The 26262-nt window shown below is 61.4% G+C and carries 21 protein-coding genes; 7 read left to right on the top strand and 14 right to left on the bottom strand.

Features of this window, described 5'->3' with window-relative positions:
• A partial coding sequence (locus AACY25_RS12925; RefSeq protein ID WP_339524978.1) for a retention module-containing protein occupies positions 1-1152 on the bottom strand: 1152 nt, incomplete at its 3' end.
• A 321-nt stretch (positions 1153-1473) separates the two neighbouring features.
• Between AACY25_RS12925 and AACY25_RS12920 the strand changes: the two genes are divergently transcribed.
• From AACY25_RS12920 to AACY25_RS12910, 3 genes are read left to right on the top strand one after another with little or no spacing between them, the layout of a single operon-like run.
• Positions 1474-2817 (top strand): TolC family outer membrane protein, encoded by a 1344-nt coding sequence (locus AACY25_RS12920; RefSeq protein WP_339524976.1) that lies wholly within the window; start codon positions 1474-1476, stop codon positions 2815-2817.
• A 47-nt stretch (positions 2818-2864) separates the two neighbouring features.
• Positions 2865-5000 carry a type I secretion system permease/ATPase gene (locus AACY25_RS12915; protein ID WP_339524974.1) on the top strand — a complete coding sequence of 712 codons (2136 nt, stop codon included), beginning with the start codon at positions 2865-2867 and terminating at the stop codon, positions 4998-5000.
• Positions 5001-5019: 19 nt separating this feature from the next.
• Entirely contained in the window at positions 5020-6366 is a 1347-nt protein-coding gene (locus tag AACY25_RS12910; protein WP_339525019.1) for an HlyD family type I secretion periplasmic adaptor subunit, read from the top strand.
• A gap of 164 nt (positions 6367-6530) precedes the next feature.
• On the opposite strand, the gene mmsB is transcribed toward AACY25_RS12910, so the two are convergent.
• The 6 genes from mmsB to AACY25_RS12880 all read right to left on the bottom strand — a co-directional run bounded on the left by mmsB (position 6531) and on the right by AACY25_RS12880 (position 14000).
• On the bottom strand, positions 6531-7481 hold the full coding sequence (gene mmsB, locus AACY25_RS12905) for a 3-hydroxyisobutyrate dehydrogenase (RefSeq protein WP_339524973.1): 951 nt from the start codon (positions 7479-7481) through the stop codon (positions 6531-6533).
• A gap of 143 nt (positions 7482-7624) precedes the next feature.
• Positions 7625-8728: an enoyl-CoA hydratase/isomerase family protein gene (locus AACY25_RS12900; RefSeq protein WP_339524971.1), complete on the bottom strand. Its 1104-nt coding sequence runs from the start codon at positions 8726-8728 to the stop codon at positions 7625-7627.
• Between the two features lie 205 nt (positions 8729-8933).
• A complete protein-coding gene (locus tag AACY25_RS12895; RefSeq protein ID WP_339524969.1) occupies positions 8934-9752 on the bottom strand; it encodes an enoyl-CoA hydratase in 819 nt (272 codons plus the stop codon).
• 219 nt (positions 9753-9971) lie between these two features.
• Positions 9972-11138, bottom strand: a complete 1167-nt coding sequence (locus AACY25_RS12890) for an isobutyryl-CoA dehydrogenase (RefSeq protein WP_339524968.1) — start codon at positions 11136-11138, stop codon at positions 9972-9974.
• A gap of 6 nt (positions 11139-11144) precedes the next feature.
• Entirely contained in the window at positions 11145-12392 is a 1248-nt protein-coding gene (locus AACY25_RS12885) for an ABC transporter substrate-binding protein (protein WP_339524966.1), read from the bottom strand.
• Positions 12393-12491: 99 nt separating this feature from the next.
• Positions 12492-14000, bottom strand: coding sequence for a CoA-acylating methylmalonate-semialdehyde dehydrogenase (locus AACY25_RS12880; protein ID WP_339524964.1), 1509 nt, complete (start codon positions 13998-14000; stop codon positions 12492-12494).
• Between the two features lie 133 nt (positions 14001-14133).
• Between AACY25_RS12880 and AACY25_RS12875 the strand changes: the two genes are divergently transcribed.
• Entirely contained in the window at positions 14134-15015 is an 882-nt protein-coding gene (locus AACY25_RS12875; RefSeq protein WP_339524962.1) for an AraC family transcriptional regulator, read from the top strand.
• A gap of 103 nt (positions 15016-15118) precedes the next feature.
• On the opposite strand, the gene AACY25_RS12870 is transcribed toward AACY25_RS12875, so the two are convergent.
• Entirely contained in the window at positions 15119-16357 is a 1239-nt protein-coding gene (locus tag AACY25_RS12870; RefSeq protein ID WP_339524961.1) for an MFS transporter, read from the bottom strand.
• A 511-nt stretch (positions 16358-16868) separates the two neighbouring features.
• Here AACY25_RS12870 and ung point away from each other — a divergent pair.
• Entirely contained in the window at positions 16869-17561 is a 693-nt protein-coding gene (gene ung / locus AACY25_RS12865) for a uracil-DNA glycosylase (RefSeq protein WP_339524960.1), read from the top strand.
• A 7-nt stretch (positions 17562-17568) separates the two neighbouring features.
• Here the strand turns inward: ung and AACY25_RS12860 are convergent, their stop codons facing one another.
• The 6 genes from AACY25_RS12860 to AACY25_RS12835 all read right to left on the bottom strand — a co-directional run bounded on the left by AACY25_RS12860 (position 17569) and on the right by AACY25_RS12835 (position 23975).
• Positions 17569-18438 (bottom strand): DUF6279 family lipoprotein, encoded by an 870-nt coding sequence (locus tag AACY25_RS12860; RefSeq protein ID WP_339524959.1) that lies wholly within the window; start codon positions 18436-18438, stop codon positions 17569-17571.
• 147 nt (positions 18439-18585) lie between these two features.
• Positions 18586-19617, bottom strand: coding sequence for an AbrB family transcriptional regulator (locus AACY25_RS12855; RefSeq protein ID WP_339524958.1), 1032 nt, complete (start codon positions 19615-19617; stop codon positions 18586-18588).
• Positions 19610-21127 carry a tripartite tricarboxylate transporter permease gene (locus AACY25_RS12850; RefSeq protein ID WP_339524956.1) on the bottom strand — a complete coding sequence of 506 codons (1518 nt, stop codon included), beginning with the start codon at positions 21125-21127 and terminating at the stop codon, positions 19610-19612. Before AACY25_RS12850 ends, AACY25_RS12855 begins: the two co-directional genes overlap by 8 nt.
• Positions 21128-21129: 2 nt before the next feature.
• Positions 21130-21573 (bottom strand): tripartite tricarboxylate transporter TctB family protein, encoded by a 444-nt coding sequence (locus AACY25_RS12845; protein ID WP_339524955.1) that lies wholly within the window; start codon positions 21571-21573, stop codon positions 21130-21132.
• A 123-nt stretch (positions 21574-21696) separates the two neighbouring features.
• Complete coding sequence (locus AACY25_RS12840; protein WP_339524954.1) at positions 21697-22674, bottom strand: Bug family tripartite tricarboxylate transporter substrate binding protein; 978 nt, start codon at positions 22672-22674, stop codon at positions 21697-21699.
• Between the two features lie 29 nt (positions 22675-22703).
• A complete protein-coding gene (locus tag AACY25_RS12835; protein ID WP_339524952.1) occupies positions 22704-23975 on the bottom strand; it encodes an OprD family porin in 1272 nt (423 codons plus the stop codon).
• A 206-nt stretch (positions 23976-24181) separates the two neighbouring features.
• Here AACY25_RS12835 and AACY25_RS12830 point away from each other — a divergent pair, with 206 nt between their 5' ends.
• The gene (locus AACY25_RS12830; protein WP_339524950.1) at positions 24182-24853 is read left to right on the top strand and encodes a response regulator; all 672 of its coding nucleotides are present in this window, start codon (positions 24182-24184) and stop codon (positions 24851-24853) included.
• The gene (locus tag AACY25_RS12825; protein WP_339524949.1) at positions 24846-26261 is read left to right on the top strand and encodes a sensor histidine kinase; all 1416 of its coding nucleotides are present in this window, start codon (positions 24846-24848) and stop codon (positions 26259-26261) included. The genes AACY25_RS12830 and AACY25_RS12825 overlap by 8 nt, the downstream gene beginning before the upstream one ends.
• The last annotated feature ends 1 nt before the right edge of the window (position 26262 follow it).

Below are 26262 nucleotides of genomic sequence, written 5' to 3'. Positions count from 1 at the left end.
ATCGCCGACGGCCGCGCCGGCCGGCAGGGCCACGCTGACGCTGACGGTGGTGGCGGCGCCCAGCTCAGCCGTGCTGAGGGTGCCGTCGTTGTTGGTGTCAGTGGCGATGGTCACGGTCGGTGCGGCGACCTGGGTGTCGAGGGTAAAGGTCAGACTGGACGGCGCCGAAGTGTTGCCGGCGAGATCAGTCTGACGCACCTGAATGGTATTGCTGCCTTCCACGGCGACCGGTGCGGTGGTGCCCCAGGTGGTGCCGTCGGTGCTGTACTCAACCAAGGCCCCGGGCTCGGTGCCGCTGACGCTGTAGCTGCCATCGTTGCTGATCAGATCGCCAGCCACACCGCTGTCGGTGGTGAGGGCCAGGGTCGGTGCGGCCACCAGGGTGTCGAGGGTAAAGGTCAGCGATGTTGAGGGGGATGTGTTACCAGCAGCATCTGTTTGGCGAACCGAGACGGTGTTGCTGCCTTCGCTTGGTGTGAACGTATTGCTCCAAGTCGCTCCGCCATCGGTGCTGTATTCAACCACTGCACCAGGTTCGACTCCGCCAATGACCAACGTGCCGTCATTGCTAATGAGATCGTTGGCACTGGTGCCGCTGTCGTTAGCCAGGTTTACGCTAGGTGCGGCAGGGGCAGTGATATCCAGGTTAGCGTTTGCGGCAGTCGTTTGGTCTGTTTGCTCGCCCGTGTCGAACAGTTCGCTCTGACCCGTGCCGCTCAGCCCAAGATTTGAGGTTTCAAAACCCACAGTCGCTTCCAGCTGCTGGCCGGTTTCCCCTAACAATACAAAGCTATGCCCGCCACCTGCTGCGCCGCCGGTGCCACCGCCGCTACCTGGACCAGCAGCTGGGGCTTCAAGGTCGACGGTGGGGTCGAAGCCGGCGGTCAGGGCTTGCTCCAGCCCAGGCGTAGGCTCGGGATTATCGCCTGCAGCTTGAGCTGCGTCGGGCGATGCCTGCCAGTTGCTATTTTGTCCGACATTTACCAGCTCGCCATTAGCCATTTGCAGGGTCACTTCGCTGCCCGGTCCGGTTACTACCTGTTCACCCATAAGCAAGCGTTCGCCTTCGAAGATTTGCCGCTTCAAACCATCGGGAGAAACGGCAAATACTTGGCCAATAAGGCTTTTTACGATGGCGACGATAGTGCTCATAACGGGCTCCGAGGTGGGCGCGGTAAATTCGTTAAATTCAGTGAAGCAATGTTCTGATTTAAAGGCTGGTAATCTGACAAAATGACGACGTCATAATTTTGGCTTATTCCATTATGGAATTACGGCTATGCCAAACTATTGACCGAGTGCTCGCGATAATAAACAATGTGCGCGCTGATGTCACTTTGATATTGGTTTGTTTCGGGTGTGATGTGCGTCACGTTTTGTAGGCTGTTTATGTATCCTGTGCCACTTTGCGTCAAGCGCATTGCCTCTTCGTTGTTCCAAGTCTCTAGCCTAGTCTGAAAGGAATTTCCTTTAATGCGTTTTCTTGCCCTTTTTCCTCTTGCTCTTGCGGTATCCATTGCGGCCCATGGCCAAACGCTTAATGAAGCCATGCAAAGTGCCCTTGAGGTGCATCCGGAGATCCAGGCGGGAATTCATGCGCGCTTGTCGGTTGAGGAACAGATGAAGGCGGCCAAGGGCGGTTACCTGCCGCGGGTTGACCTGCTGGCCGGTTATGGCCGTGAAGGCACTGATAGCCCTGGCACTCGTGGGCAGAACCACAATACCGAAACGCTAAATCGCGGCGAATCTAGCCTGCGCCTGCAGCAGATGGTATTCGACGGTTTCGCCACCCGCAGTGAAGTCGGTCGTCAACGCGCCACGGTGAATGCCCGTGCCTATGAACTGCTGGGTACCTCTGAGCGCACCGCGCTGACGGTGGCGCAGGTGTATCTGGACGTGCTGACCCGCCAAGAACTTGTGCGGCTGGCCGAGAGCAACCTGGCCAGCCACGAACGTATTTATGATCAGATCACTCTGCGTAGCCAGAGCGGTGTAGGGCGTACGGCCGACCTCGATCAGGCCGAGGCGCGTCTAGCCCAGGCCCGCAACAACCTGATCACCGAGCAGACCAATCTGGCGGATGCGCGGGTCAACTACTTCAGCGTGGTCGGCCGTGATGCTATTGAGCTGAGTCCGCCCAGCGGCCTGGCTGGTCACTTGCCGGAAAGCCTGCCAGCAGCGCGTCAGGAAATGCTCGCCAACAATCCTTTCCTGAGTTCGGCTGAGGCCGATGTGCAGGCCAGCGAGCAGCAGTACGAAGCGGCTAAGTCGAGCTTCTACCCGCGCTTTGATGCCGAGCTGTCGCGCGGTATGGACAACAACGTCGATGGCGTCAGCGGTCATAGCAATGAATGGCAGGCCATGCTGCGCATGCGCTACAACCTCTTCGCCGGCGGCAGCAACAAGGCTGATCTGCAGTCCAAGGCCTATCAGACCAATCAGGCGATGGACATCCGCAACAACGCACTGCGGGTATTAAATGAAGACCTCGGTCTGGCCTGGAATGCCTTGGTAAATGCTCGCCAGCAGTTGCCGATTGCCGAGCAGTACGTCGATTACAGCAGCCGTGTACGTGAGTCCTATCAGAAGCAGTTCGGCCTGGGCGACCGTACCTTGCTGGATTTGCTCGACAGTGAAAACGAGTTGTTCACAGCCTCGCGTCGTCTGGAGGAAGTGCGTTTCACCGAGCTGTTTACTCAATACCGGATCAAGGCCACCATGGGCTCCCTGCTCAAGAGCCAGGGTGTAGTCGCGCCGATGGCCGCCGCACCACTGGACGAGATCAAGGCCCAGGCCAACTTGCCGGGTCTGAACTGAGCCCAGTCGTTGATGAGTAAAACCCAGTGGCAGTAGACCCAAGCCCGATGCAAACCCGTAGCGATCCCCGTGATCGCTACGACGACCCTCTACTCGACAGCCTGTTGTCGCTGTGCGGCCTGTTCCAAAAGTCGGTCAGCCGCGCGATGCTCACAGCGGGTTTGCCGCTGCCAGAGCAGCGCCTGAGTGCCGAGTTGCTGCCGCGTGCGGCGGCGCGGGCAGGTTTGCAGGGGCGCTGGTTACGCCGTGGCCTGGAGAAGATTCCAGCCTTGGCCATGCCGGCCTTGCTGCTGCTGCACGATGGACGCAGTGCCATTTTGCTGGGCTGGGATGACCAGGGCCGGGCGCGCATCATGCCCAGCGAAAGCGAGGGCGGCGAGGTGCGTGTCAGTGCCGAGGCGCTGGCCGAGGATTACAGCGGCCAGGTGTTCTTTGCCCAGCCGCAGCATAAATTCGATTTCAATCGTGGCGAGCTGATCCCGCGCGCCACCTCCTGGTTTCGCGACACCCTCAAGCGCTCGCGCTGGTTGTATATCGATGCCATCGCGGCGAGCTTTCTGATCAACCTGATTGGCCTGGCTACGCCGCTGTTCGTGATGAACGTCTACGACCGCGTGGTGCCGAACCAGGCCGAAGCCACCCTGTGGGTCTTAGCGATTGGCATCACCGGGGTGTTCTGCTTCGATCTGTTGCTGAAGACCCTGCGCGGCCTGTGCCTCGATCTGGCGGGCAAGAAGACTGACCTGATCATCTCCGCCACGCTGTTCGAGCGCATCGTCGGCATGGCCATGAAGTTCCGTCCGGCGCGGGTCGGCAGCTTTGCGCAGAATATTCACGAGTTTCAGAGCCTGCGCGATTTTCTCGCCTCGCTGACCCTGGCCAGCGTCATCGACCTGCCGTTTACCCTGTTGATTCTGGCGGTAATCGCCATGATCGGCGGCCATCTGGTGTGGATTCCGGTACTTGCCTTTCCGCTGGTGGCCTTGATCGGCTGGACCTTGCAGCGCCCGCTGGCCGAGACCATGCAGCGCACCATGGCCCTGGCTGGCGAGCGCCAGTCGAGCCTGATCGAGAGCCTGGCTGGGCTGGATGCGGTCAAGGTCAATAACGCCGAGAGCGAGCGTCAGTATCTGTGGGAGCAGACCATTGGTACCCTCAGCCGTTTGGAGTTGCGTGCGCGCATGCTCTCCAGTTTGGCGATGAACGCCACCATGCTGCTGCAGCAACTGGCGGGTGTGGTGGTGATCGTGCTCGGTGTGTACCAGATCATCGATGGCAACCTGAGCATGGGCGGGCTGATTGCCTGTTATATGCTCAGCAGCCGCGCGTTGGGGCCGTTGACGCAGATTTCCGGTTTGCTCACGCGCTATCAGCAGGCGCGGGTGACTCTCGATTCGGTCAATCAGATGATGGAGCTGCCGCAGGAGCGCCACGCCGATGAGCGCCCGCTCAAGCGCCAGTCGCTGCAGGGCGCCATCGAATTCCGCCAGTTGGAATTCCATTACCCGGAGCAGCAGCAAGCTGCTCTGCTGGGCATCAACCTGGTGGTTCGCCCCGGCGAGAAAATTGGCATCATCGGCCGCAGCGGCTCGGGCAAAAGCTCGCTGGCTAAGCTGATTGTCGGCCTGTATCAGCCTGATGCCGGCAGCCTGCTGGTCGATGGCATCGATGTGCGCCAGCTGGATGTCAGCGACTTGCGCCACAACATCGGCTATGTGCCGCAGGATATTCAGCTGTTCAGCGGCACCCTGCGTGACAACCTGGTGTCTGGCGCGCGCTATGTCGAAGACGAGCTGGTGTTGCAGGCTGCCGAATTGGCCGGCGTGCACGAATTCGCCCGGTTGCATCCGAAAGGCTATGAACTGCAGGTCGGCGAACGCGGGCAGAACCTTTCTGGCGGTCAGCGGCAGAACGTCGCCCTGGCGCGCGCGCTGTTGCTTGATCCGCCGATTCTGCTGCTCGATGAACCGACCAGCGCCATGGATAACACCGGTGAAGAGCGCCTCAAACAGCGCTTGTCTGCGGTGATCGGCACCAAGACCCTGTTGCTGGTCACTCACCGCGCCTCGATGCTCAGCCTGGTCGACCGGCTGATCATTGTTGACCGTGGGCAGATCATCGCCGACGGGCCGAAAGGTAGCGTGATGGAAGCGCTGAAGAAGGGGCAGATCAGTGTCAGCTAACACGCCCGAGAAAAAGAGCCTGCGCCAGGCTGTTGCCGCTTATTTTGGCACGCACGATGAGCTGGGTGATGAACCGCTGCCGGAGGTCAACAAGGCGTTGATCGAGGATGCGCCGCGGGTGGTGCGACTGACCATCTGGGGCCTGATCGCCTTTGTGGTGTTCTGCCTGCTGTGGGCCAATTTCGCCGTGGTTGATGAAGTGACCCGGGGCGATGGTAAGGCGATTCCCTCTTCGCGTTTGCAGAAAATCCAGAACCTGGAAGGTGGCATCGTCGCCGAGCTGTTTGTCCGCGAGGGGCAGATCGTCGACGCCGGTGATCCGCTGCTGCGCCTGGACGATACCCGCTTTGCCTCCAATGTCGGTGAGACCGAGGCTGATCGTTTGGCCCTATTGCTGCGTGTGGAGCGCCTCAGCGCCGAAGTTCAGGATCGCGAGCTGGTGGTGACCGATGAAGTGCGCGAGAAGGCGCCAAAGCAGGCAGAGAACGAAATCCAGTTGTTCAACAGTCGCAAGCAGCAATTGCTTGACGAAGTGGCCGGGCTCGAAGAGCAGTTGATCCAGCGCCAACAAGAGCTGCGCGAGTTCGCTTCCAAGCAAGTGCAGTTCCGCAATAGCTTGGGCCTGCTGCGCCAGGAAATTCAGATGTCCGAGCCGCTAGTGGCTCAGGGCGCTATTTCCCAGGTGGAAGTATTGCGCCTCAAGCGTGCCGAAGTGGAGGCGCGTGGCCAGCTGGAGGCCACCACTCTGGCGATCCCGCGGGCCGAGTCGGCTATCAAGGAAGTCGAGCGCAAGATCGATGAAACCCGTGGGCGTTTTCGCAGCGAGGCGCTGACCCAGCTTAACGAGGCGCGCACCGAGTTGAGCAAGATTCAATCAACCGGCAAGGCACTGGAAGATCGGGTCAACCGCACCCTGGTGATCTCGCCAGTACGCGGCATCGTCAAACAGCTGCTGGTCACCACCATCGGCGGTGTGATTCAGCCGGGTAGCGACCTGGTGGAGATTGTGCCGTTAGGGGAAAACCTGCTGGTCGAAGCGCGAATTCGTCCGCAGGACATCGCCTTCCTGCATCCGGGCCAGGAGGCGATGGTCAAGTTCACCGCCTACGACTACACCATCTACGGTGGCCTCAAAGCCGAGCTGGAACAGATCGGCGCCGACACCGTGACCGACGATGATGGCAACAGCTTTTATGTGATCAAGCTGCGCACTAACAAGAGCCACCTGGGCAGTGAGGAGAACCCGCTGCTGATCATCCCTGGCATGGTCGCTTCGGTGGATATTATTACCGGCAAAAAGAGTGTGCTCAGCTATCTGCTCAAACCGATTATCCGTGCGCGCAGCGAGGCGTTGCGCGAGCGCTAGGTAGCAGGTTCTGCCCACAAAAAAGCCGCAGCTTGCTGCGGCTTTTTGCTGTCTGCAGGTTAATTGTATATCGACGTAGGAGCGGCCCATGGCCGCGATTGAAAGCTTCGCGGGCATGGAACTAGGCGTCCCCCTTGCTCCTACGATGAGGCCGGGTGCGGTAACTACTCGACAAACAGCTGCTGTACCACCGAGAAGTCCTGCTTGCCCTTGCCTTGCTTGAGTAGCAGGCGATACAGCTGCAACGCCAGCGCGCCCATGGGCGTACTGCTGCCGCTGGCCTGGGCGGCTTCCTGGGCCAGCCCCAGGTCCTTGGCCATCAGCTCGGCCATAAAGCCGCCGCTGTAGCCTTTGGACGCCGGGGCGTTCTCCATCACGCCGGGCCAGGGATTGTACTTTTCCAGGGTCCAGTTGCCGCCCGAGCTCTGGCGCATGATCTCGGCCAGCACTGCGGGCTCCAGACCGTTGGCGACGCCCATGGCCATGGCTTCGGCGGTGGCGATCATCTGCACCGCCAGCACCTGGTTGTTGCACACCTTGGCCACCTGGCCGGCACCGTCGGGGCCGGCGTGGAAGATATTCTTGCCCATGGCCTCGAAGATCGCTCGGGCTTTTTCCAGAGTGGTTGCCGCGCCACCGATCATAAAGGTCAGGGTGCCGGCTGCCGCGCCCGCCGTGCCGCCGGACACGGGGGCGTCGAGCAATTCGATACCGCGCGCGGCCGCCGCTTGATGCACCTTGCGCGCCGCTTCCGGGGCGATGGTCGAGCATTCCAGTACCAAACTGCCGGGTTTGAGCGCGGCCAGCAGGCCGTTATCGCCCAGGTACAGGCCTTCGACATGCCGGCTGGCCGGCAGCATGCTCACCACCACATCGGCACCTTGCACCGCATCCAGGGCGCTGTTGGTGGCGTGTGCGCCATCTTTGGCCAGGTCCTCGACGGCGGCTTGCAGCAGGTCGAAGACCTTTAGGGTGAAGCCAGCCTTGAGCAGGTTGCGCGCCATGGGTAGGCCCATGTGGCCGAGGCCGATAAAAGCGATTGTTGTCATTGTTAGGCTCCTGTCGCGCTGAATAACTTTCGTGTGGCCATGTAGGGTGGATGACGCTTCACCCATCCACCGGCTGCGGTCTTATCGGTGGATGAAAAAGGCGTCATCCACCCTACGTACTGAAAAATTATGTAGGAGCGGGCCATGCCCGCGAAGCTGCATCGCGGGTATGAAATTAGGCGTTGCCCTTTCTCCTGCGTTGATATGCCTTACAAATCCGCCAACGGATGTGCGCCATCCCATGGCTGGGCGAAGTGCGCGTCGATTATCTGCTGCGGAATGCTCGCTACATCCGGCCAGTGCCAGCGTGGCGCGTGGTCCTTGTCGATCAGCCGCGAGCGCACGCCCTCGGGGAACTCCGGGTGACGGCAGCAGTTCAGGCTTATGGCGTATTCCATCTGGAATACTTCGGCCAGGGACTGATATTTTGCGCGTTTGATCTGTTCCCACACCAAGTGCCCGGTCAATGGGCAGCCGCCGGCCAGGGTCTTGGCGGCGCGTGCCAGCAACTGGTCGCTGTCATCATGCAACGCGCTGATCGTCTGCCAGGCGTGGGGCAGGTCGGCGCTGTCTAGTAGCTCATCGATACGCGCGCGGCGCGGTAGCCACTGGGCTTCCGGCAACTCGGCGAGGGCCAGGTTTTCCAGGGCCTTAAGCAGGCTGTGCAGTTGCTGCTGGCTTTGCTCATGCCAGTTAAGCATCGCCAGGCCATCGAGCAGGTCGTCCTGCTGGCTATCGAGAAGTACGCGGTCGGCCAGGTCCAGATCCAGTGCATCGCGGGCATTGATAGTACTTGCGGTCAGGCCGAGGAACAGGCCGAGCTTGCCCGGCAGGCGCGCGAGAAACCAGCTGCCGCCGACATCCGGGTACAGACCGATATTCACTTCCGGCATACCCAGACGGCTACCTGGGGTGACGATGCGAATACCAGCGCCCTGCATCAGGCCCATACCACCGCCCAGCACATGGCCGTGGGCCCAGCAGATAAAGGGTTTCGGGTAGGTGTGGATGCGGTGGTCGAGGCGGTATTCGTCAGCAAAAAAGCGTCGCGCCAGGGGCGGTATTTCGCCCGGGTGTTCGCGGCACTGATGCACCAGCTGCACCACGTCGCCGCCGGCGCAGAACGCCTTGGGGCCGTTGCCGCGCAGCATCACGCAGGCGATGCTCGGGTCGTCCGCCCAGGCCTTGAGCTTGGCATCCAGCGCTTCGATCATCGGCAGCGACAGGGCATTTAGGCTCTTCTCGGCATCCAGGCTGGCGATGCCGATGCGCATGCCGTGCTGGGCTGGGCGCTCTTCAAATTGCACGTTCATCTTCGCTTCCATCATGGTGGTGTGGAGGCACTGGCGGCATCCACTGTGCGTGGTCATGGTGGATGTAAAGAGCGACAGCTACGCGCCCCGATCCACCCTACGATTCTCGTTGCGTTGGCCGTAGGGTGGATGACGCTTCACCCATCCATCCATCCATCGATCGGTGTTGTGGTGGAAAACGCTATGCGGTTTTCCACCCTACGGGTTACTTGTTGCGCCACTGCGGGTCGCGTTTTTCCAGGAAGGCGTTGACCCCTTCGCGGGTGTCGTCGGCGTCGAACAGGTCGACAAAGCGCTCGCGCTCTTCACTCAGCCAGGTGTTCGGGCTGCGTTCGCGGGCTCCCTGGATCAGCGGCTTGATGGTGCGCACTGCCACTGGGCTTTGCCGCGCGACCTTGGCCGCCAGCAGCAGGGCATGACCACGGGACTCGCCGCTGTCGACAACTTGCTCGACCAGGCCGATACGCAGGGCGGTTTCCGCGTCGATGCGTTCGCCGCAGAGGATCATCCGCTTGGCCCAGCCTTCGCCGACCAGCCAGCTCAGGTGTTGAGTGCCGCCGGCACAGGGCAGCAAGCCAACCGTGGCTTCCGGCAAGGCCAGTTGCGCCTGGCGCTCGGCAATGCGGATATCACAGGCCAGGGCGCATTCCAGGCCGCCGCCCATGGCGTAGCCGTTGATCGCGGCAATCGATACGCCGCGGAAGTCGCGCAGCGCCTCGAAGGCTTCGCCGAAGCGCCGGGCCATCTCGCGGGCGCGGGCCTTGTCGCCATCGGCAAACAGCTTGAGGTCGGCGCCAGCACTGAAGAACTTGCCACCCTGTCCGGTAATTACCAGGGCGTAGATGTCATCGTCGCGGTTGAGGTGCTCGACCAGCAGCTTGAGGCCGATCAGCGAGTCGCGATCCCAGGTATTGGCCGGCGGCTGGTTGATGGTGATCAGCGCGGTATGGCCGTGCTTTTCCACGGTGAGCTTGTGGGTCAGGTCGAATACGCCCGGGTGGTAGGCTTCGATGGCGTGGCTCATAACAATCCTCGTAAACACATTTTGTCTGATGGTACCCACGCTCAGCGTGGGTACTAGCCGGGACGCTCTGCGTCTCGCTTGCCTGGTGTAGGGGCGCGGAGCGTCCGGGCCGTCATTGCCACGCGGACGCTTCGACGCCTCGACGTAGGAGCGGGCCATGCCCGCGAATTGCATCGCGGGCATGGCCCGCTCCTACGATTATTCACAGTACCAAGGCTGTTACAGCAAGCGATCCAGCATGCCGCCCTGATCCAGCAGGCGGCGGGCGATAATCACCCGCATGATCTCGTTGGTGCCCTCAAGTATCTGGTGCACGCGGCTGTCGCGCACCCAGCGCTCCAGCGGATAGTCGTTTAAATAACCGTAGCCGCCGTGAAGTTGCAGCGCCTCGTTGCACAGCGTGAAGCAGTGATCGGTGGCAAAGCGCTTGGCCATGGCGCAATACAGGCTGGCCTCGCTGTGGCCATGGTCCAGCTTGTGTGCGGCCAGGCGCACCATCTGCCGGCTGGCGGTCAGATCGGTAAGCATGTCGGCGAGCTTGAATTGCAGGGATTGGAAGTCGCTCAGCGGCTTGCCGAACTGTTTACGCTCCTCTACGTAGCGCAGCGATTGCTCCAGTGCGGCCTGAGCAGCGCCGAGTGAGCAGCTGGCGATATTGATCCGCCCGCCATCCAGCCCCTTCATCGCGTAAACAAATCCCTGGCCCTCAGGCCCGATGCGGTTGCCTGCCGGAATGCGCACGCCTTCAAAGGTGATGGTGCGGGTCGGCTGCGCGCGCCAGCCCATCTTCAATTCATTGCGCCCGTATTTCACGCCCTCGGCATCGGCCGGCACCAGGAAGCAGGACACGCCCTTGGCGCCGCTGTCGTCACCGGTGCGCGCCATCACGATCAGCACATCGGTGCTGCCCGCGCCGGAGATAAAGCATTTGCTGCCATCCAGCACATAGTCGTCGCCATCACGCCGGGCGCGGGTGCGCAGGTGCGCGGCGTCAGAGCCGGCATCCGGCTCGGTAAGGCAGTAGGAAGCCAGCAGTTCGCCGCTGACCAGGCGCGGCAACCAGGCATCTTTCAATGCCTGATCGGCGAAGGAGGCGAGCATCCACGATGCCATATTGTGAATGGTCAGAAATGCCGTGGTGGCGATACAGCCGGCCGACAGCTGTTCAAAAATCAGCGAGGCGGACAGCCGGGAGAGGCCCAGACCGCCGTCGTCTTCCTTGATATACAGCGCCAGGTAGCCCTGCTCGGCGGCGCGCTTGATCACATCCACCGGGAAGTGGTGGTCGCGGTCCCAATCGGCGGCATGCGGGGCCAGTTCACGGCTGGCAAACTGGCGGGCGCTGTCTACCAGCAGGCGTTGTTCATCGCTGAGTTCGAAATCCATAAGTCCTCATTGCAGGGTCAGGGGTTGCCCGGCGGCGCGTCGTTCGGCCTGCCATTCGGCGAGGCTGGGTGCCGCTTGGGTGGCGTCGAGGCGATCGACGATTTCAAAGTAGTCTTGCTTGAGCGGGTCCTTGAGCACCTCGGCGCGTTCTTTGACTTTGACGGCATACACCGTCTGCAGGTTCTGGTGGTCGAGGGTGCGCCAGGTTTGTTGATCTTTGAGCAGCTGATAGCTGTGGCCTTCCAGGGCCTTGATCAGCGCTTCGCTGTCCAGGCTGTTCGCCCGTTTGGCGGCATCGGCCCACTGATAGACGATGCTGTACGCCGACGCAGCAGAGCTGGACGGGTACATCGCATAGCGTTCGCTGAAGTCCTTAACGAAGGCTTCGCCGCGCACGGATTTCTCCAGCGTCGGTACTCGCCAAGTCCAGGGTTCGGTGCCGATTACGCCCTCCATCAATCCTGGACCCGCTTGCTCTACGATACTTTGGGTCAAGTTTGGAGCAACGATCTGCATGCGCTTGGTCAGGCCGAGGTCTTTGGCGATGCGCATGGCACGCACCAAGTCTTCGCCGAACAGCACCAGGGTCAGCACCTCGGCATTGCTTGCCGCGGCCTGGGTCAGGGCGTCCTGATAGTCGGACAGGTGTGCGCCGGGGAAGGTCACCTTGAGCCCCGGATGTTGGCCGCTGTCTTCGGTGCCGGTGGTCTGGCGCAACGAGCTTTCGGTGGTGTGGCCCCAGGTGTAATCGGAGGTGATGTAGAAGTAACGCTTGTTCGGCAGGTTCTTGCTCAGGTATTGCCCCAGCACCCGCGCGCTCATCCAGGCGTTGTTGCACTCGCGGAACATGTAGCGATGGCCATCCTTGCCGGTGGTGTCGTTGGAGTAGGTGAGGGTGCCGAAATACAGCAGGCCATGTTCTGCGGCGCGCTTGCCCGAGGCGATGGCCACTGCGCTGGAAGAGCCACCAAACAGCACGGCAGCGCCTTCACTGGCCAGCTTGTCGACGTTCTTAACCGCCTTGGCTGGACGCGACGCGGTGTCCTTGCTGGACAGACGCAGCGTACGTCCGAGCACACCGCCCTGGGCGTTGAGCTCGTCGATGGCTAGCAAGGCTCCGCGCATCTGTGCCAATCCTTCTTCCTTATACGGGCCGGTGCGTGGGTAGTTGAGGCCGAGGGTGATCGGCTCAGCCGCCTGTGCACAGGCAGTAAGCCCGGCCCAGAGGGCCAGGGCAGTGGTCAAGCGTTGCATGGCAGTTCTCCTTGTTCTTGTTGTAAGTACTCGGAGAACTTTTTACGCCATTCGACTAATTGTTGAGATCGTCTATTGGTCTAACAGGTGACAACGTTCTCATTTCAATTGAATAGTCATATTCGGTCCGGCCAGCGATCCGGCGGCTAGAGAGTCCTCATCGAACCAGCGGCTAGTGACCGTCTTGGTTTCGGTAAAGAAACGCACGCCTTGTTTGCCGTAAGCGTGCAAATCGCCGTAGAACGAACCCTTCCAGCCGGTAAAGGAGAAGAACGGCAGCGGTACTGGCACCGGTACGTTGATGCCGACCTGGCCAACTTCCACCGCGTGCTGGTAATGCCGCGCCGCGCCGCCGGAGCGGGTGAAGATCGAAGTGCCGTTGCCGTAAGGGCTGGCGTTGACCAGTTCGATAGCTTGTTCCAGCGTATCGACCTCCATGCAAACCAGTACCGGGCCGAAGATCTCTTCGCGGTACAGGCTCATCTTGGTCGTCACGCCGCGAAACAGCGTGGCGCCGATCCAGTTGCCGTTGGGGTAGCCCTCGACTGCGCAGTGTGAGCCGTCCAGCAGGCATTCAGCGCCTTCCGCTTTGCCTTCGGCGATCAGCCGTAGCACGCGTTGTTTCGCTTGCTGGCTGATCAGCGGGCCGAAGGCGGCGTGGCCGTCGGTCCAGTAGCCGGGCTGCAGGTCGGTCATCTGCGCTTGCAGCTCGTCGATCCATTGTTTCGATTCGCCAACAAACACCGCCACGCTGATCGCCATGCAGCGCTGCCCGGCCGCGCCGCAACTGGCGCCCACCAGGTTGCTCAGCACTTGCTGTTTATTGGCGTCGGGCATGATCACCATATGGTTCTTCGCCCCGGCAAACGCTTGTACGCGTTTGAGGTGGGCGGTGCCGGTGCGGTAGATGTGCTGGCCGACCGGCACCGAACCGACGAAGGAAATGGCGCGGATATCCGGGTGGGTCAGCAGGCTGTCGACCACCTCGCGCGCACCATGCAGCACCTGCAATACGCCCTTGGGCGCGCCGGCTTCGATAAACAGCTCGGCCAGGCGATTGGGGGTCAGCGGATCCTGCTCGGACGGTTTGAGAATAAAGGTGTTGCCGGCGGCGATGGCCAGGGGAAACATCCACAGCGGGATCATCGCCGGGAAGTTGAATGGGGTGATGCCGGCGCATACGCCCAGCGGCTGAATCCAGCTGGCGGTGTCGATGTCGCGGGCCACGTTCTCCATGGTCTCGCCCATCATTAGGCTGGCGATGTTGCAGGCCTGCTCGACCACCTCGATGCCGCGCCAGACATCGCCCTTGGCATCGGCCAGGGTCTTGCCGGTTTCGCCGGCAAGGATTTCCGCCAGCTCGTCGTGGTGCTCTTTCAACAGATGCTGGTAACGCAGCATCACCCGCGCGCGGTCTGAGACCGGCACTTCGCGCCAGGTGAGGAAGGCTTCCTTGGCACTGGCAATCGCCGCTTCGATTTCCTCGGCGGTGGCCTTGGGTGCCAACGCCAGAACTTCCTGGGTCGCCGGGTCGGTGACTTCGATAAATTCGCGGGCGCGGCTTTCGCGCCATTCACCGTCGATCAACTGCGCGATTGCCTTGGCCATTGTTTTCTCCACGCGGGACCTGAGGTCCGATTGTTGTTTTGTCAGTGTTATAGCTGCCTTGTTCGGCTTTGTGGATTGACGATCTTGGTCTGCAGATGGACTATCTTGGGATTGAATCAGTAGCCAGGTGCCTATGAACGCGCAGGTCGATACCTCCAACTGGCCACTGCCGGCCAATGGCGTGCGCTTTATCACGCCGCCCCGGCTGCGCCGCCTGCTGGCTAAAAACCCATTGGCGCAAGGCTGCTACCCCCTGGCTCTGGGCTTCTACCCGCAGGCTGCGGGGCACCGCATGCATCGTCCGCAGCCGGATGATCATCTGTTGATTTACTGCCGCGCCGGGCAGGGCTGGCTGGAGACGGCGGATGGACGATTAGCTGTTAGTGGTGGCGATTTGCTGCTGTTGCCAAAAGGCGTGACCCACGCCTACGGTGCGGACGTGGACAAGCCCTGGACGCTGTACTGGGTGCATTTTGATGGCGAGTTGGTAGCGGATTTTCTCAAGCCCCTGGGCAAGGGGCCGCTGTGGCGGATTGGGGTGCAGCCGCGCTTGCTTGCAGAGTTCGATGCCTTGCTTAATTTGCGCAAGCAGGGTCTGAACCAGGCGCATTTCGTTCATGCCGCGCACCAGCTGCAAGTGCTGTTGACCTCCCTGGCGGTGCTGCCGGCGCGCACCACTTTGAAGTCCGGGCGGGTACTGGATGTGGATGCGGTGCAGGCGGTGATGCGCGCCCATCTGCATGATTCGCTAAATCTTGATGAGCTGGCCGCGCAGTTCAAACTGTCGCGCTTTCACTTCGCCAAGACCTACCGCGCCCTGACCGGCCATGCGCCGATTCAGGACTTTATCCAACTGAAAATGGCCCACGCCTGCCGCCTGCTCGATGAAGGCGAGCAGGGTATCCGCCAGGTGGCCGAGCAGCTGGGTTATGACGATGTGTATTACTTCTCGCGGCTGTTTCGCAAAGTGGTGGGCATGGCGCCGAGTCATTACCGGGCGCTGCATCAGGGCTAAGTCAGAGGTTTTGGGAGCGCGCGGCTGCTTTCCGGCCAAGGCGCCGGGTCTGAGTTATTAACGCGAAGTGCAAACCGATGGATTGCCGGCTATTGGCAAGTCGCTAACTTGCCGTCGGATGGTTCATGCCCAAACCGGCTGATATCGCCTCGGGGGCTTCCTTGGGCAGCTTTAAAGTCAAGACGATCAGCACTACGCCCACGCCGCCAATGCTTGCGTATACCCCAGTAAAGCTGCCGCTGTAATTAGCCAGCAGCCCTGCACCGTAGTTGCCGAGCATGCCGCCAGAACCTTGCATCACGTTGGCAACACCAAATATGGATACCGCCATGGTGCTGGATGATGCCAGCTTGGAAACGTAAGCAGGGATAAGGCCGAAAATCGGATAAAAGGCCGTGGAGAACAGCCCCGCAGCGATTAATGGCCAATGACCTGAGGGGTGTATCACGAATATCAGTGCTGCCGTTACCACACAGCCATAGACCAGCAACATGGCGGCACGGAGCCCCGTGCGGTCTGATAGCCAACCGACTGCCAGCCCTGCGAACATGCCAACGAAGCCGATCACGGCCCAGACCTGAGCGCTGTATTGCACGTCAAAACCCAGCTCGGTGCGCAGATAGGACGAGAGGTAGGTTTGGAACGGAAAGGTGGCAAACCCGATCAAGAAATTCATCGACCAGATCAGCAATACCCAGGGCTTAATCAATGCTGAGCGTTTGCTGGGTACTACCAGCTCAAGAGCCAGGGGCGCAACAACCGGCTGTGAGATCGTACTGAGCAAACCGGCTTTCTTGAACACCACCAGTACCAGTAGAGCCATGGCCACGGTGAGTACCCCCACCCACCACCACACGCTGCGCCATTCGCCTTGCGCAGCATACAGAGGCACCAACAGGCTGTTGATCGCAACGCCATAACTGGTCCCGCTGGATACCAGACCCATGGCCAACCCCCGGTAGCGATAGGCCGTGACCCTGGCGATAACATCGACCATTGGTACAAAGACCGTTGCCGCCGTGCCTGCCAGCAGGGTCAGTAATGCGCCGATAACAAGGATGTTGTTTGACAGCGGAATCAGCAGTAGCGCCAGTGCACACACCGCCCCGGAGGCAACGATCATCCAGCCGCCGCCGATTTTTGGCGTCAGCCAGACGGCCAGCAGGGCGCAGAGTAGAAAGCCCAGCTGCGCCGAGGCGGTGATGCTGCCCACGTACGAGAAGTCGAAGCCCAGGGAGGCCTGCATGTCGGGTACGAGTTGAGCAAACAGGTAAATCCCGAAGCCATAGGTCGCCGCGACCAGGCTGGTTAGCAACACTACAATCGCAGCATTCGAACGCATGGTCTGCACCGTATGGGCGGTTGGAATTTACAGTTCAGGAGCGGGCTGCAACACGGTGTGATTGAGGCGCAGGCATCCAGGGCTTAACGGCACCAGGTCGTGCGTCCACCCGTAAGAAAGCGCGTGGATTTTTACTTTTGATCACGCAAAGTTAGCGGTGTCGAGCTCCAGCACGTTGCTACGGTTCACTCTACTGAGCGGGTAGTTCGGGCGATGGATAAAAGCGTCCTGGATATGTTGTATAACGCCATGTTGTTGGCTTATTTGCGGATCAGGAAAGTACTGTTCAATTGCCGCAAGCACTGCACGCCATTGCGACCGCTTAAAGCAGTAGGGGGTAACGCCACGGTTTCGGAAGCGTCGAACGTGGCCTGTCTCCTGTGCTCCGTAGGTCGGCTTTTAGCGACGGTATGGAGGTGACGTGTTTGCGGGTTGTTCCACGTGCTCGTCTTGACTTGCCTAGCCGCCTTCCTTAGCGTGCCGTCTTCGTTGGAATAAGCAGGATTCAGGCATGAGCGCCGCAGATAACGTCAAACTCGAAGCCGGCTGGAAGGCGGCTCTGCATGAAGAGTTCGAGAAGCCCTATATGCGTGAGCTGGGGGATTTTCTGCGTAGCGAGAAGGCCGCAGGCAAGCAGATTTATCCGCCCGGTTCGCTGATCTTCAATGCGCTCAATTCCACCCCGTTAGCGCAGACCAAGGTGGTGGTGATCGGTCAGGACCCTTACCACGGTCCGGGGCAGGCCCATGGTCTGTGCTTCTCGGTGCAGCCTGGGGTGAAGACCCCGCCGTCGCTGGTGAACATCTATAAAGAGCTCAAACGCGATCTGAATATCGATATTCCCGGCCACGGCAACCTGCAGCATTGGGCGGAGCAGGGTGTGCTGCTGCTTAACACCTCATTGACGGTGGAGCATGGTATCGCCGGCTCTCATGCCAAGATCGGCTGGCAGACCTTTACCGACAAGGTGATTGAGGTGGTTAGTCAGCAGCAGGAGCGCCTGGTGTTTCTACTCTGGGGTGCTCATGCGCAGAGCAAGGAAAAGCTGATCAATGTCAGCAAGCATCTGGTGCTGAAATCCGTGCACCCTTCGCCGCTGTCGGCGCACCGTGGCTTTATCGGCAACGGCCATTTCAGCCGTACCAACAAGTTCCTCCAGCAGCATGAGTTGAGCCCGATCGATTGGCGTTTACCCGAGGCCTAACAGCCTGTTAAGCGGCGTCGCACTGCTGCTCGGCAAGATCCCTGCGCAGGTCCCGCAATCGGTGACTCAGGCGCTCGCGCTGCGCCTCATCGCTGCTGCTCAGCAGCTGGCTGAACAGCGTGGCCAGCGCCTGGCGTGAGCGGCCATAACTGGCGCGATACTCGTCGCTGTAGAAGCGCTCGCGTTGTTGCAGTACGGGCGTCAGCCGCTCGGCAAAGTCTGCGCTATCGCGTTCGGCAACCACCTTGCGCAGCTCTGCCTGCCACAGTTGCCGATTCTCCAGCCATAGGCGGTTCTGCTCGCCGAGGCCGTTGGCCCAGTCGGCAATATGCTCTATCTGCGCGCTGTTCAGGCGACCGAGCCAGGGCCGCAGGCGTTCCTGCATACGCGTCTGGCGTTCGCTGATCTGGGTGGCCAGGGGCGGGTCGAGAAAGTCCTGGCGATCTTCCAGATTGTCTTCGTCAATCGCGGCGTAAAGCTCGTTGACCTGCTGCTCGCTCAGGCCCTGCAGCAGCTCGATGGCGGTGGGGGTGATCTCGACGCCGATGCGTTTGAGCGCGGCATCGAACTGGGCAAACTGCTCAAGCAGCTGAGCGCTGTCCGGCTGCGGCTGGGCGAGGATGCTCTCGGTGGTTTGTAGCCACTTGATATAGCGCGGCAGTTCGGCGCTGCAGTGCCATTGCAGATGCGTTTGCAAGCGGGGTTTCAGCCAGGCCTGCTGCTCGCTGTTGAGGTTCAGGTAATCGTTCAGCCGCCAGGGCACCAGCCAGTCGAGGTTGCGATACGCCAGGCCGATGCGGCTGCAGGCGGTGACCAACAGGCTCAGGCAGAGCATTAGTAGCAGGGTTTTCACGGCGGGCCAGCGCAGTTCGCTCATGTGGGGTGCCTCGTTAGACCAAACCTGAGGGTACCCCCGTGACACAAGTCTGCGTGGCTGCAGACATATCTGTTAAACAAAAACTGCCGCGTTGCGGGCAAAAAAGGGCCCGCACAAGGCGGGCTAAACGTGGACCTCAAAGCATTTTCAGCAGCGTTGCCAGAGCCTGAACAACGGCTCGGCGAGAAACATCACCAGAAACAGGCGCAGCACCTGCAGGGCGGTGACCAGCGCCACCGAGAGTTGCAAGGCCTCGGCGGTTAGGCACAGCTCGGTGATGCCGCCGGGCATCATGCCGAGCATCAGCGCGTTCTGGTTTTCCCCGGCCAGCCAGCCCAGGCCTTGGCCCAACGCGGCGGCGGCGAGCATGGCAAGCAGGCAGAACAGCAGGATGCGCGCGAGAAAACCCGGCGCGCTGCGAAAGAAGTTACGGTCGAAGTGGCAACCCAGTGCGCAACCGATCAGCCATTGGCCGACTTGGCCCAGACCATCAGGCAAACCCAGGTGCAGATCGAAGCTCACACTGGCCACAGCGCAGACGGTCAGTGGGCCGAGCATCCACGGGTTGGGTTGACCCAAACGTCCCCATAACCAGGCCAGCAGCGCGCCGCTGGGGAGCAGCGCCGCCAGCCAGGGCCAGCTCACCGCTGCAGGTATAGGCGGCGCTATGGGTGGCAGGCTCCAGGTGAAGATTGCCGGAATCAGCAACACCACCAGCAGCAGACGCAGGCTATGGGCGGCGGCCACCTTGGCTGTTTCGGCGTTATGCCGCAGGGCCAGGTTGACCATCTCGCTCGCACCGCCGGGCATGCTGGCAAAGAACGCGGTGGCCCGATCCAGGCCGGCGCGGCGTAGCACGATAATGCCGATCAAGCTGAGCAGTAAGGTGAGCAAGGCGCCGAGCAGAATCACGCCGAAGTGACTGAGCAGCTGGCTCAGCACTTCACTGGTGAAATGCAGGCCGATAGCGCTGGACACCAGCCATTGGCCGGTCTTGCGTCCGCCGGGCAGCTCGGTGATCAACCAGCCACTGCAACGCGCGGCGATCACCGCCAGCAGTGAACCGATAATCCACGGCAAAGGCCAGCCGATCAGGCTGGCCAGATAGCCGCCTAATAAGCCGACCAGGGGTGTGGCCCACCAGCTTTGCCAGCCGGTGAGCGCAGACGGCTTAGGCATTGGCGGTATTGGCCAGTTGCGCCGCACGGCGCGCACGCCACCAGCGCAGGCCTGGTAGGGCTAGCATCAACGCGGTGAGTGCCCACAGGCACAGGCTGATTGGGCTGTTCCAGAGGATGCTCAGCTCACCGGCAGAGATCGACAGGGCGCGGCGCAGGTTGTCTTCCATCAGCTCGCCGAGAACGAAACCGAGGATCAGCGCCGACAGCGGGAAGTCCAGCTTGCGCAGGATATAGCCAAATACGCCGAGGCCGATCATCAGCACCAGGTCGAAGGTGGTGCTGTGCACCGCGTAAACGCCGACCATGCTGATCACGGTGATCGCCGGCACCAGCACCCAGTTGGGCACGCTGAGCATGCGGGCGAACAGGCCAACCAGGGGGATGTTCATCACCAGCAGAATCACGTTGCCGATAAACAGCGAGGCGATCAGACCCCAGACCACGTCTGGTTGCTGTTCGAACAGCAGCGGGCCAGGGGTGATGTTGTACAGCGTCAGTGCGCCGATCATTACCGCAGTGGTGCCCGAGCCAGGTACGCCGAGGGTCAGCATGGGGATCAGCGAGCCGCAGGCCGAGGCGTTGTTGGCCGCTTCTGGTGCCGCCAGGCCGCGCAGGTCGCCGTCGCCGAATTTGCCGTTCGGGCCTGCCATGCGTTTTTCAGTCATATAGGTCATGGCGCTGGCGATGGTCGCGCCGGCACCCGGCAGTACGCCGATAACGAAGCCGGCCACAGCGCTGCGCACCATGGTCCAGAAGGTGAAACAGAACTCTTTGAAGTTGAACAGCAGGCGGCCGCTGGCCTTCACCGCTTTCTGGCCGTTGTGGGTTTTTTCCAGCATCAGCAGCACTTCACTGACGCTGAAGAAGCCGATCACCACGATGACGAACTGGATACCATCCGACAGGCTGACGCTGCCGAAAGTGAAGCGGTACACCCCAGTGGTCGAGTCCACCCCTACGGTGGCCAGGGCCAGGCCGATCAGGGCGGCCATCAGGGTTTTCACCGGTTTGTCGCCGACCATGCCGCCGAGGCAGGCGATGGCGAAAATCATCAGTACGAAATATTCGGCCGGGCCAAACGCCACTGCCCATTTCGCCAGGATTGGCGCGAACAGCACCACGCCGCAGGTGGCGATGATGCTGCCGATAAACGAGCTGACCGCCGATAGCGACAAGGCGATACCGGCCTTGCCTTGGCGCGCAAGTGGGTAGCCGTCGAGGGTGGTCATCACCGCGGCGGCGTCGCCCGGCACGTTGAGCAGAATCGCTGAGATGCGTCCGCCGTATTCGCAGCCCAGGTACACGGCAGCGAGCAGAATCAGTGCGGTTTCCGGTGATAGGCCCAGGGCAAAGGCCAGCGGCAGCAGCAGTGCCACGCCATTGATCGGGCCCAGGCCCGGGAGCAGGCCGACGATGGTGCCGACAAATGCACCGAACAAGGCCACCAGCAGGTTTTCCGGTCGCGTGGCGACTTCGAAGCCTTGCATCAAGAAATTCAGGGTTTCCATTTTCAGCTCTCCACAAAGGCTTCGAACAGGCCGAGGGGCAGCGGCACATCCAGCAGGTAATCAAACAGGCCATACAGCAGCACACCCATCAGCACCGCGCTGATAGCGCAGGGCAGCAGGCGACCGGTAAACAGCAGACCAAGGGCGAAGGTGGCCAGCGTGGTGCTGATGACGAAGCCGAGTATTTCGAACAGCAGGGCGTAGGCCAGTAGGGCCAGCACGCACAGGGTGGCGCGCACGGCGGCACGGGTGTTGAGTCGCTGATCGAGCATGCCGGGCTTGAATACCAACCACAGGCTGCCGGCCGCCATCAGGCTGAGCAGCAGCAATGGATAGGCGCGCGGACCCACCGGGTCGTAGGCGAAGGGTGCCTGGAAGCCCCAGGCGATGACGGCGAGAACGGCGCAAAACAGCAGCCAGCTCGCGGCGAACAGGCGAACGTACATAGGAATTTACCTGAGGTCGGTAGGATGGGTTGAGCATCGCGATACCCATCGCGCAGGCGCCCATTGATGGGTATCGCTGCGCTCAACCCATCCTACAAAGGTTACGAATTACGGCGTGGCCGCTTATTGCATCAGGCCGAATTCGCCAGCCAATGCCTTGTATTCCTCAACTTGCTTGAAGACCAAGGCTTTCAGCTCGTCGCCGGTGACGGCCAATGGCAGCAGGTCGCGCTGTTCACGCAGGGTGGCAAAGTCCTCACGGGCGAGCAGGGTGTCGAATTGCTGCTTCCACCAGTTGAACTGCTCGTCGCTGACTTCTGGGCCCATGTAGAAGCCGCGGATTACCGGCCAGACGATGTCGTAGCCCTGTTCCTTGGCGGTGGGGATATCGGCCAGTTTGCCTGGCAGACGCTCATCGGAGAGTACGGCGAGGATGCGTACTTTCTTCGCTGCCAGTTGCGGGGTGACTTCACCCAGACCGCTACTGGTGACCTGTACATGGCCGCCGAGCATAGCGGTGAGGGTTTCGCCGCCGCCTTCGAAGGCCACGTAACGCAGGTTTTTCGGGTCGATCCCAGCCAGGCGGGCGATCAGCGCGGTTTGCATCCAGTCCTGGCCGCCGATGGTGGCACCGGCACCGAAGACGATGCTGCTTGGATCTTTCTTCAGGGCTTGGACTAGATCGTCCAGGCTCTGATACGGCGAGTCGGCACGTACGGTGATGGCGCCGTAATCGGTGCCCACCGCTGCCAGCCAGCGCACGCCGGTTTCGTCGTAACGACCGAACTTGCCTTGCGCCAGGTTGAGCAGGGAACCGCTGGAGAATGCGGTGATGGTGCCTGGGTCATCGGCACGCTGCGCGATTACTGCGTTGTAGGCCACCGCGCCGACGCCGCCGGGCATGTAAGTGACGCGCATCGGCGCTTTCAGCAGGCCGCTGTCTTTCAGGCCGCTCTGCGCCAGTTTGCAGGTCAGGTCGAAGCCGCCGCCGGGCTTGGCCGGGGCAATGCATTCCGGGCGCTTGGGTTCGGCGGCCAGCAGCTGGCCGGCAAAGGCCATACAGGCGGTGGCCAGGGCGATGCGGGTAAAGGCAGTTTTCATGGCGTGTTCCTCTGAGCTCTTATTGTGGTTTACCAGATCGGCAGCGTGTAGCCGACGATGACGCGGTTCTCGTCCGCATCGCGGGCGAAGTCGGAATGGAAGCTGGCGTTGCGCAGGCGCACGTAGACATCTTTCAGTGGCCCGCTCTGCACCACGTACTTGACCTCGATGTCGCGCTCCCACTCACCGCCGGTGTCGTCAGTGCCAGCGATTTGCGCGTCGCTGCCTTTGATGTAGCGGGTCATAAAGCTCAGGCCGGGTACGCCGAGCTTGCCGAAGTCGTAGTCGTAACGGGCCTGCCAGGAGCGCTCGTCGGCGTTGGCGAAGTCGTTGATCTGCACGAAGTTGACCAGGAACGGGTCGCTGCCATCGATATAGGCGTAACCGGTGTCGCCGCTCATGTCCTGAAAGCCCAGGCCGAGTTTGTGGCCGCTGATGGCGTAGGTGAGCATGGCGTTGAAGGCGCGGTTGTCGATCTTGCCGGCATTTGCCGCGCCGCTGTCGTCGCTGAGCATCAGGCGTACATCGGCGCTCAGGGTGCCGCTGCCCAGCGGCTGGCTGGCGAGCAGGCCGAAGAAGTGCTGACGGTAGATATCGTCGAGATCGGCGAAGTAATAACGCCCGGTCAGGCCCTTGGCGAACTCATAGTCGAGGCCCACCAGGTCCAGATGATCCGCGGTGATGCCGGCGGCGAAGCGGCGGTTCTTGCTATTGAGGATCAGCTCCTCTGAGTTGGTTGAGGCGCGGTCGATCACCTTGTCCAGGCGCCCGCCGGTAAAGGTCAGGCCGTCGAGTTCGCTGGAGGTCAGCAGGCCGCCTTCGAACACCTGCGGCAGCAGGCGGCTGTCGCTGGCCTTGACCACCGGCAGTTCTGGTACGTGCGAGCCGTAGCGCAGTTCGGTATTGGAGACCTTGACCTTGGCAGTCAGGCCCAGGCGGCCGAATTGGTCTGGCGTGCCGCCATCGTCCTGTACCGGTAGCAGGTCTGTGCCGGTGCGCCCGCCGCCGGAATCCAGCTTGACCCCAACCAGGCCCAGCGCATCAAGGCCGAAACCAACGGTGCCTTCGGTGTAGCCGGACTGGACGTCCAGCCAGAAACCTTGGCCCCATTCTTCACGCTTGTTCTGCTGGCTGCTTGTGCCTTCGCGGAAATCACGATTGAGGTAGATATTGGTGGTGGTCAGACTGGCTTTGCTGTCAGCCACAAAATCGGCATGGGCAGCGGGGGCAAGCAGCGCGGCGGCAATTGCCAGGCTAAGCAGGTGAGCAGGCGCAAGCGCCTGATGAGATGCAGTTGGCATCCTGTGGTCTCCATTGTTGTTTTTGTCACGGCTGCGCACCACTGCGTCAGTCGTTCAGGTCGGTGGATCGAGCCACCTGAAACCGATGCTAGGGGGTCAAGCTTTCACCAGGCTTTCAGCTTGAAAGAAAGTTGCTGGGGCGTTCGCAGCGGTCTTTGCACCGTTACACTGGGCGCACAAGAACAATGTCGTGGAGTGCCATTAGCGTGCGAATCCTGCTGGTTGAAGACCATGTACAACTGGCGGCCAGCGTGGCCCAGGCGTTGAAAAGTGCCGGCTGGACGGTGGACGTGCTGCATGACGGCGTAGCCGCCGATCTGGCTCTGAGCAGCGAGGATTACGCCCTGGCGATTCTCGATATCGGCCTGCCGCGCCTGGACGGTTTTCAGGTGCTGGCGCGTTTGCGTGAGCGCGGTAATACCCTGCCGGTGCTGATGCTCACCGCCCGCGGCGAGGTCAAGGACCGCGTGCATGGCCTTAACCTGGGCGCCGATGATTACCTGGCCAAACCCTTCGAGCTGAGTGAGCTGGAGGCACGGGTCAAGGCGCTGCTGCGCCGTACCGTGCTCGGTGGCGAGCGTCAGCAACGCTGCGGCAACCTGCTGTATGACCTAGATACCCGGCGTTTTACCCTGGCCGATGGCCTGCTGACCCTGACCTCCCGCGAACAGGCGGTGCTGGAAGCGATGATCGCGCGGCCGGGGCGGGTGATGAGCAAGGAGCAGCTGGCTGCCCAGGTATTCGGCCTGGATGAGGAGGCCAGCAGCGACGCCATCGAAATCTATGTGCACCGCCTGCGCAAGAAACTCGAAGGCGGCGAGGTGCGTATCGTCACCTTCCGTGGTCTGGGTTATCTACTGGAAGCAGTCGGTGACTGAGCGCGGCCACTCCGTGGAGAACCAGCCCGGTAGCCTGCGCGGGCGGCTGATCCGCCGATTGGCGCTGTTGCTGGCGCTGATTCTGTTGGTCAGCAGCTTGAGTGCCTATTGGAGCGCGCGGCATGCAGCAGATACTGCCTATGACCGCACTTTGCTGGCCTCGGCACGGGCGATAGCGGATGGGCTGTACACCACCGCCGACCGGCTGAACGCCAATGTGCCCTACGTGGCGCTGGACACCTTCGCCTATGACAGTGCTGGGCGTATCTACTACCAAGTGCTGGATGTACAAGGGGCGCTGGTGTCTGGTTATGAAGACCTGCCGTCACCACCACCTGGCACCAAGCGCACTGAGGATTATCCGGCGCTGGCGCATTTCTACGATGCCGAATACCGCAATCAGGGCGTGCGGGTGGTGAGCCTGCTTCAGCCGGTCAGCGAGCCGGGAGTCAACGGCGTGGCGGAAATCCGCGTGGCGGAAACCCAGGGCGCGCGTGAACGCATGGCCCGCGAGCTGTTACTCGGCACCTTGTTGCGCATGGGTGCGCTATCGCTCAGCGCCTTATTGTTGGTGTGGCTGGCGGTGAGCGCTGCGTTGCGTCCGCTGGAAGCCTTACGCCGCAGTGTGGCGGCGCGTACCAGTGATGATCTGCAGCCGTTGTCGGATGTTGGCATGCCGCGCGAGCTGCGCCCGCTGATTGATGCGCTGAACCAGTTCAATGACCGTTTGCGCAATCTGTTCGAACGCCAGTCGCAGTTTATTGCCGATGCCTCCCATGAACTGCGTACCCCGCTGGCGGCGCTCAAGGCGCGGGTCGAGCTGGGCTTGCGCGCTCAGGAACCGGCGGTGTGGCGCAGCACTCTGGAAGAAGCGGCGCAGAACACCGACAAACTCACCCATCTGGCCAATCAGTTGCTCTCGCTGGCGCGCATCGAAAGCGGCGCGCGGGCGATTGCCGAAGGCGGCGCGCAGCGTCTGGACCTCAGCCAGCTGGCGCGTGAACTGGGTATGGCGCTTGCGCCATTGGCCCACGCGCGGGGTATTGCTCTGGCATTGGAGGCTGAGCAGCCGGTGTGGCTCAGTGGTGAGCCGACGCTACTCAACGAGTTGCTGTGCAACCTGCTGGACAATGCCCTGGCGCACACCGCCGCAGGCGGTAATGTGGTTTTGCGAGTTTTACCGGCGGGGGTGCTGGAGGTGGAAGACGACGGCCCGGGGATTCCGCCGGAAGAGCATGAGCGGGTGTTTGCGCGCTTCTATCGGCGCAGCAACAAGGGTTGGGGGGCGGGGTTGGGTTTGGCGATTGTTGGCGAGATCTGCCGGGCGCATCAGGCTGAGATCAGTTTGCATCAGGCGCAGCCGCACGGCTTGCTGGTCCGCGTCGAGTTCACCAGCGCTGAAGCCTAAA

The organism is Pseudomonas sp. EA_35y_Pfl2_R111 (genome assembly GCF_963970955.1).
Classification (GTDB): Bacteria; Pseudomonadota; Gammaproteobacteria; order Pseudomonadales; family Pseudomonadaceae; genus Aquipseudomonas.
The sequence above is the reverse complement of the archived record's forward strand: the minus strand, read 5'-3'. Positions and strand labels throughout refer to the sequence as shown.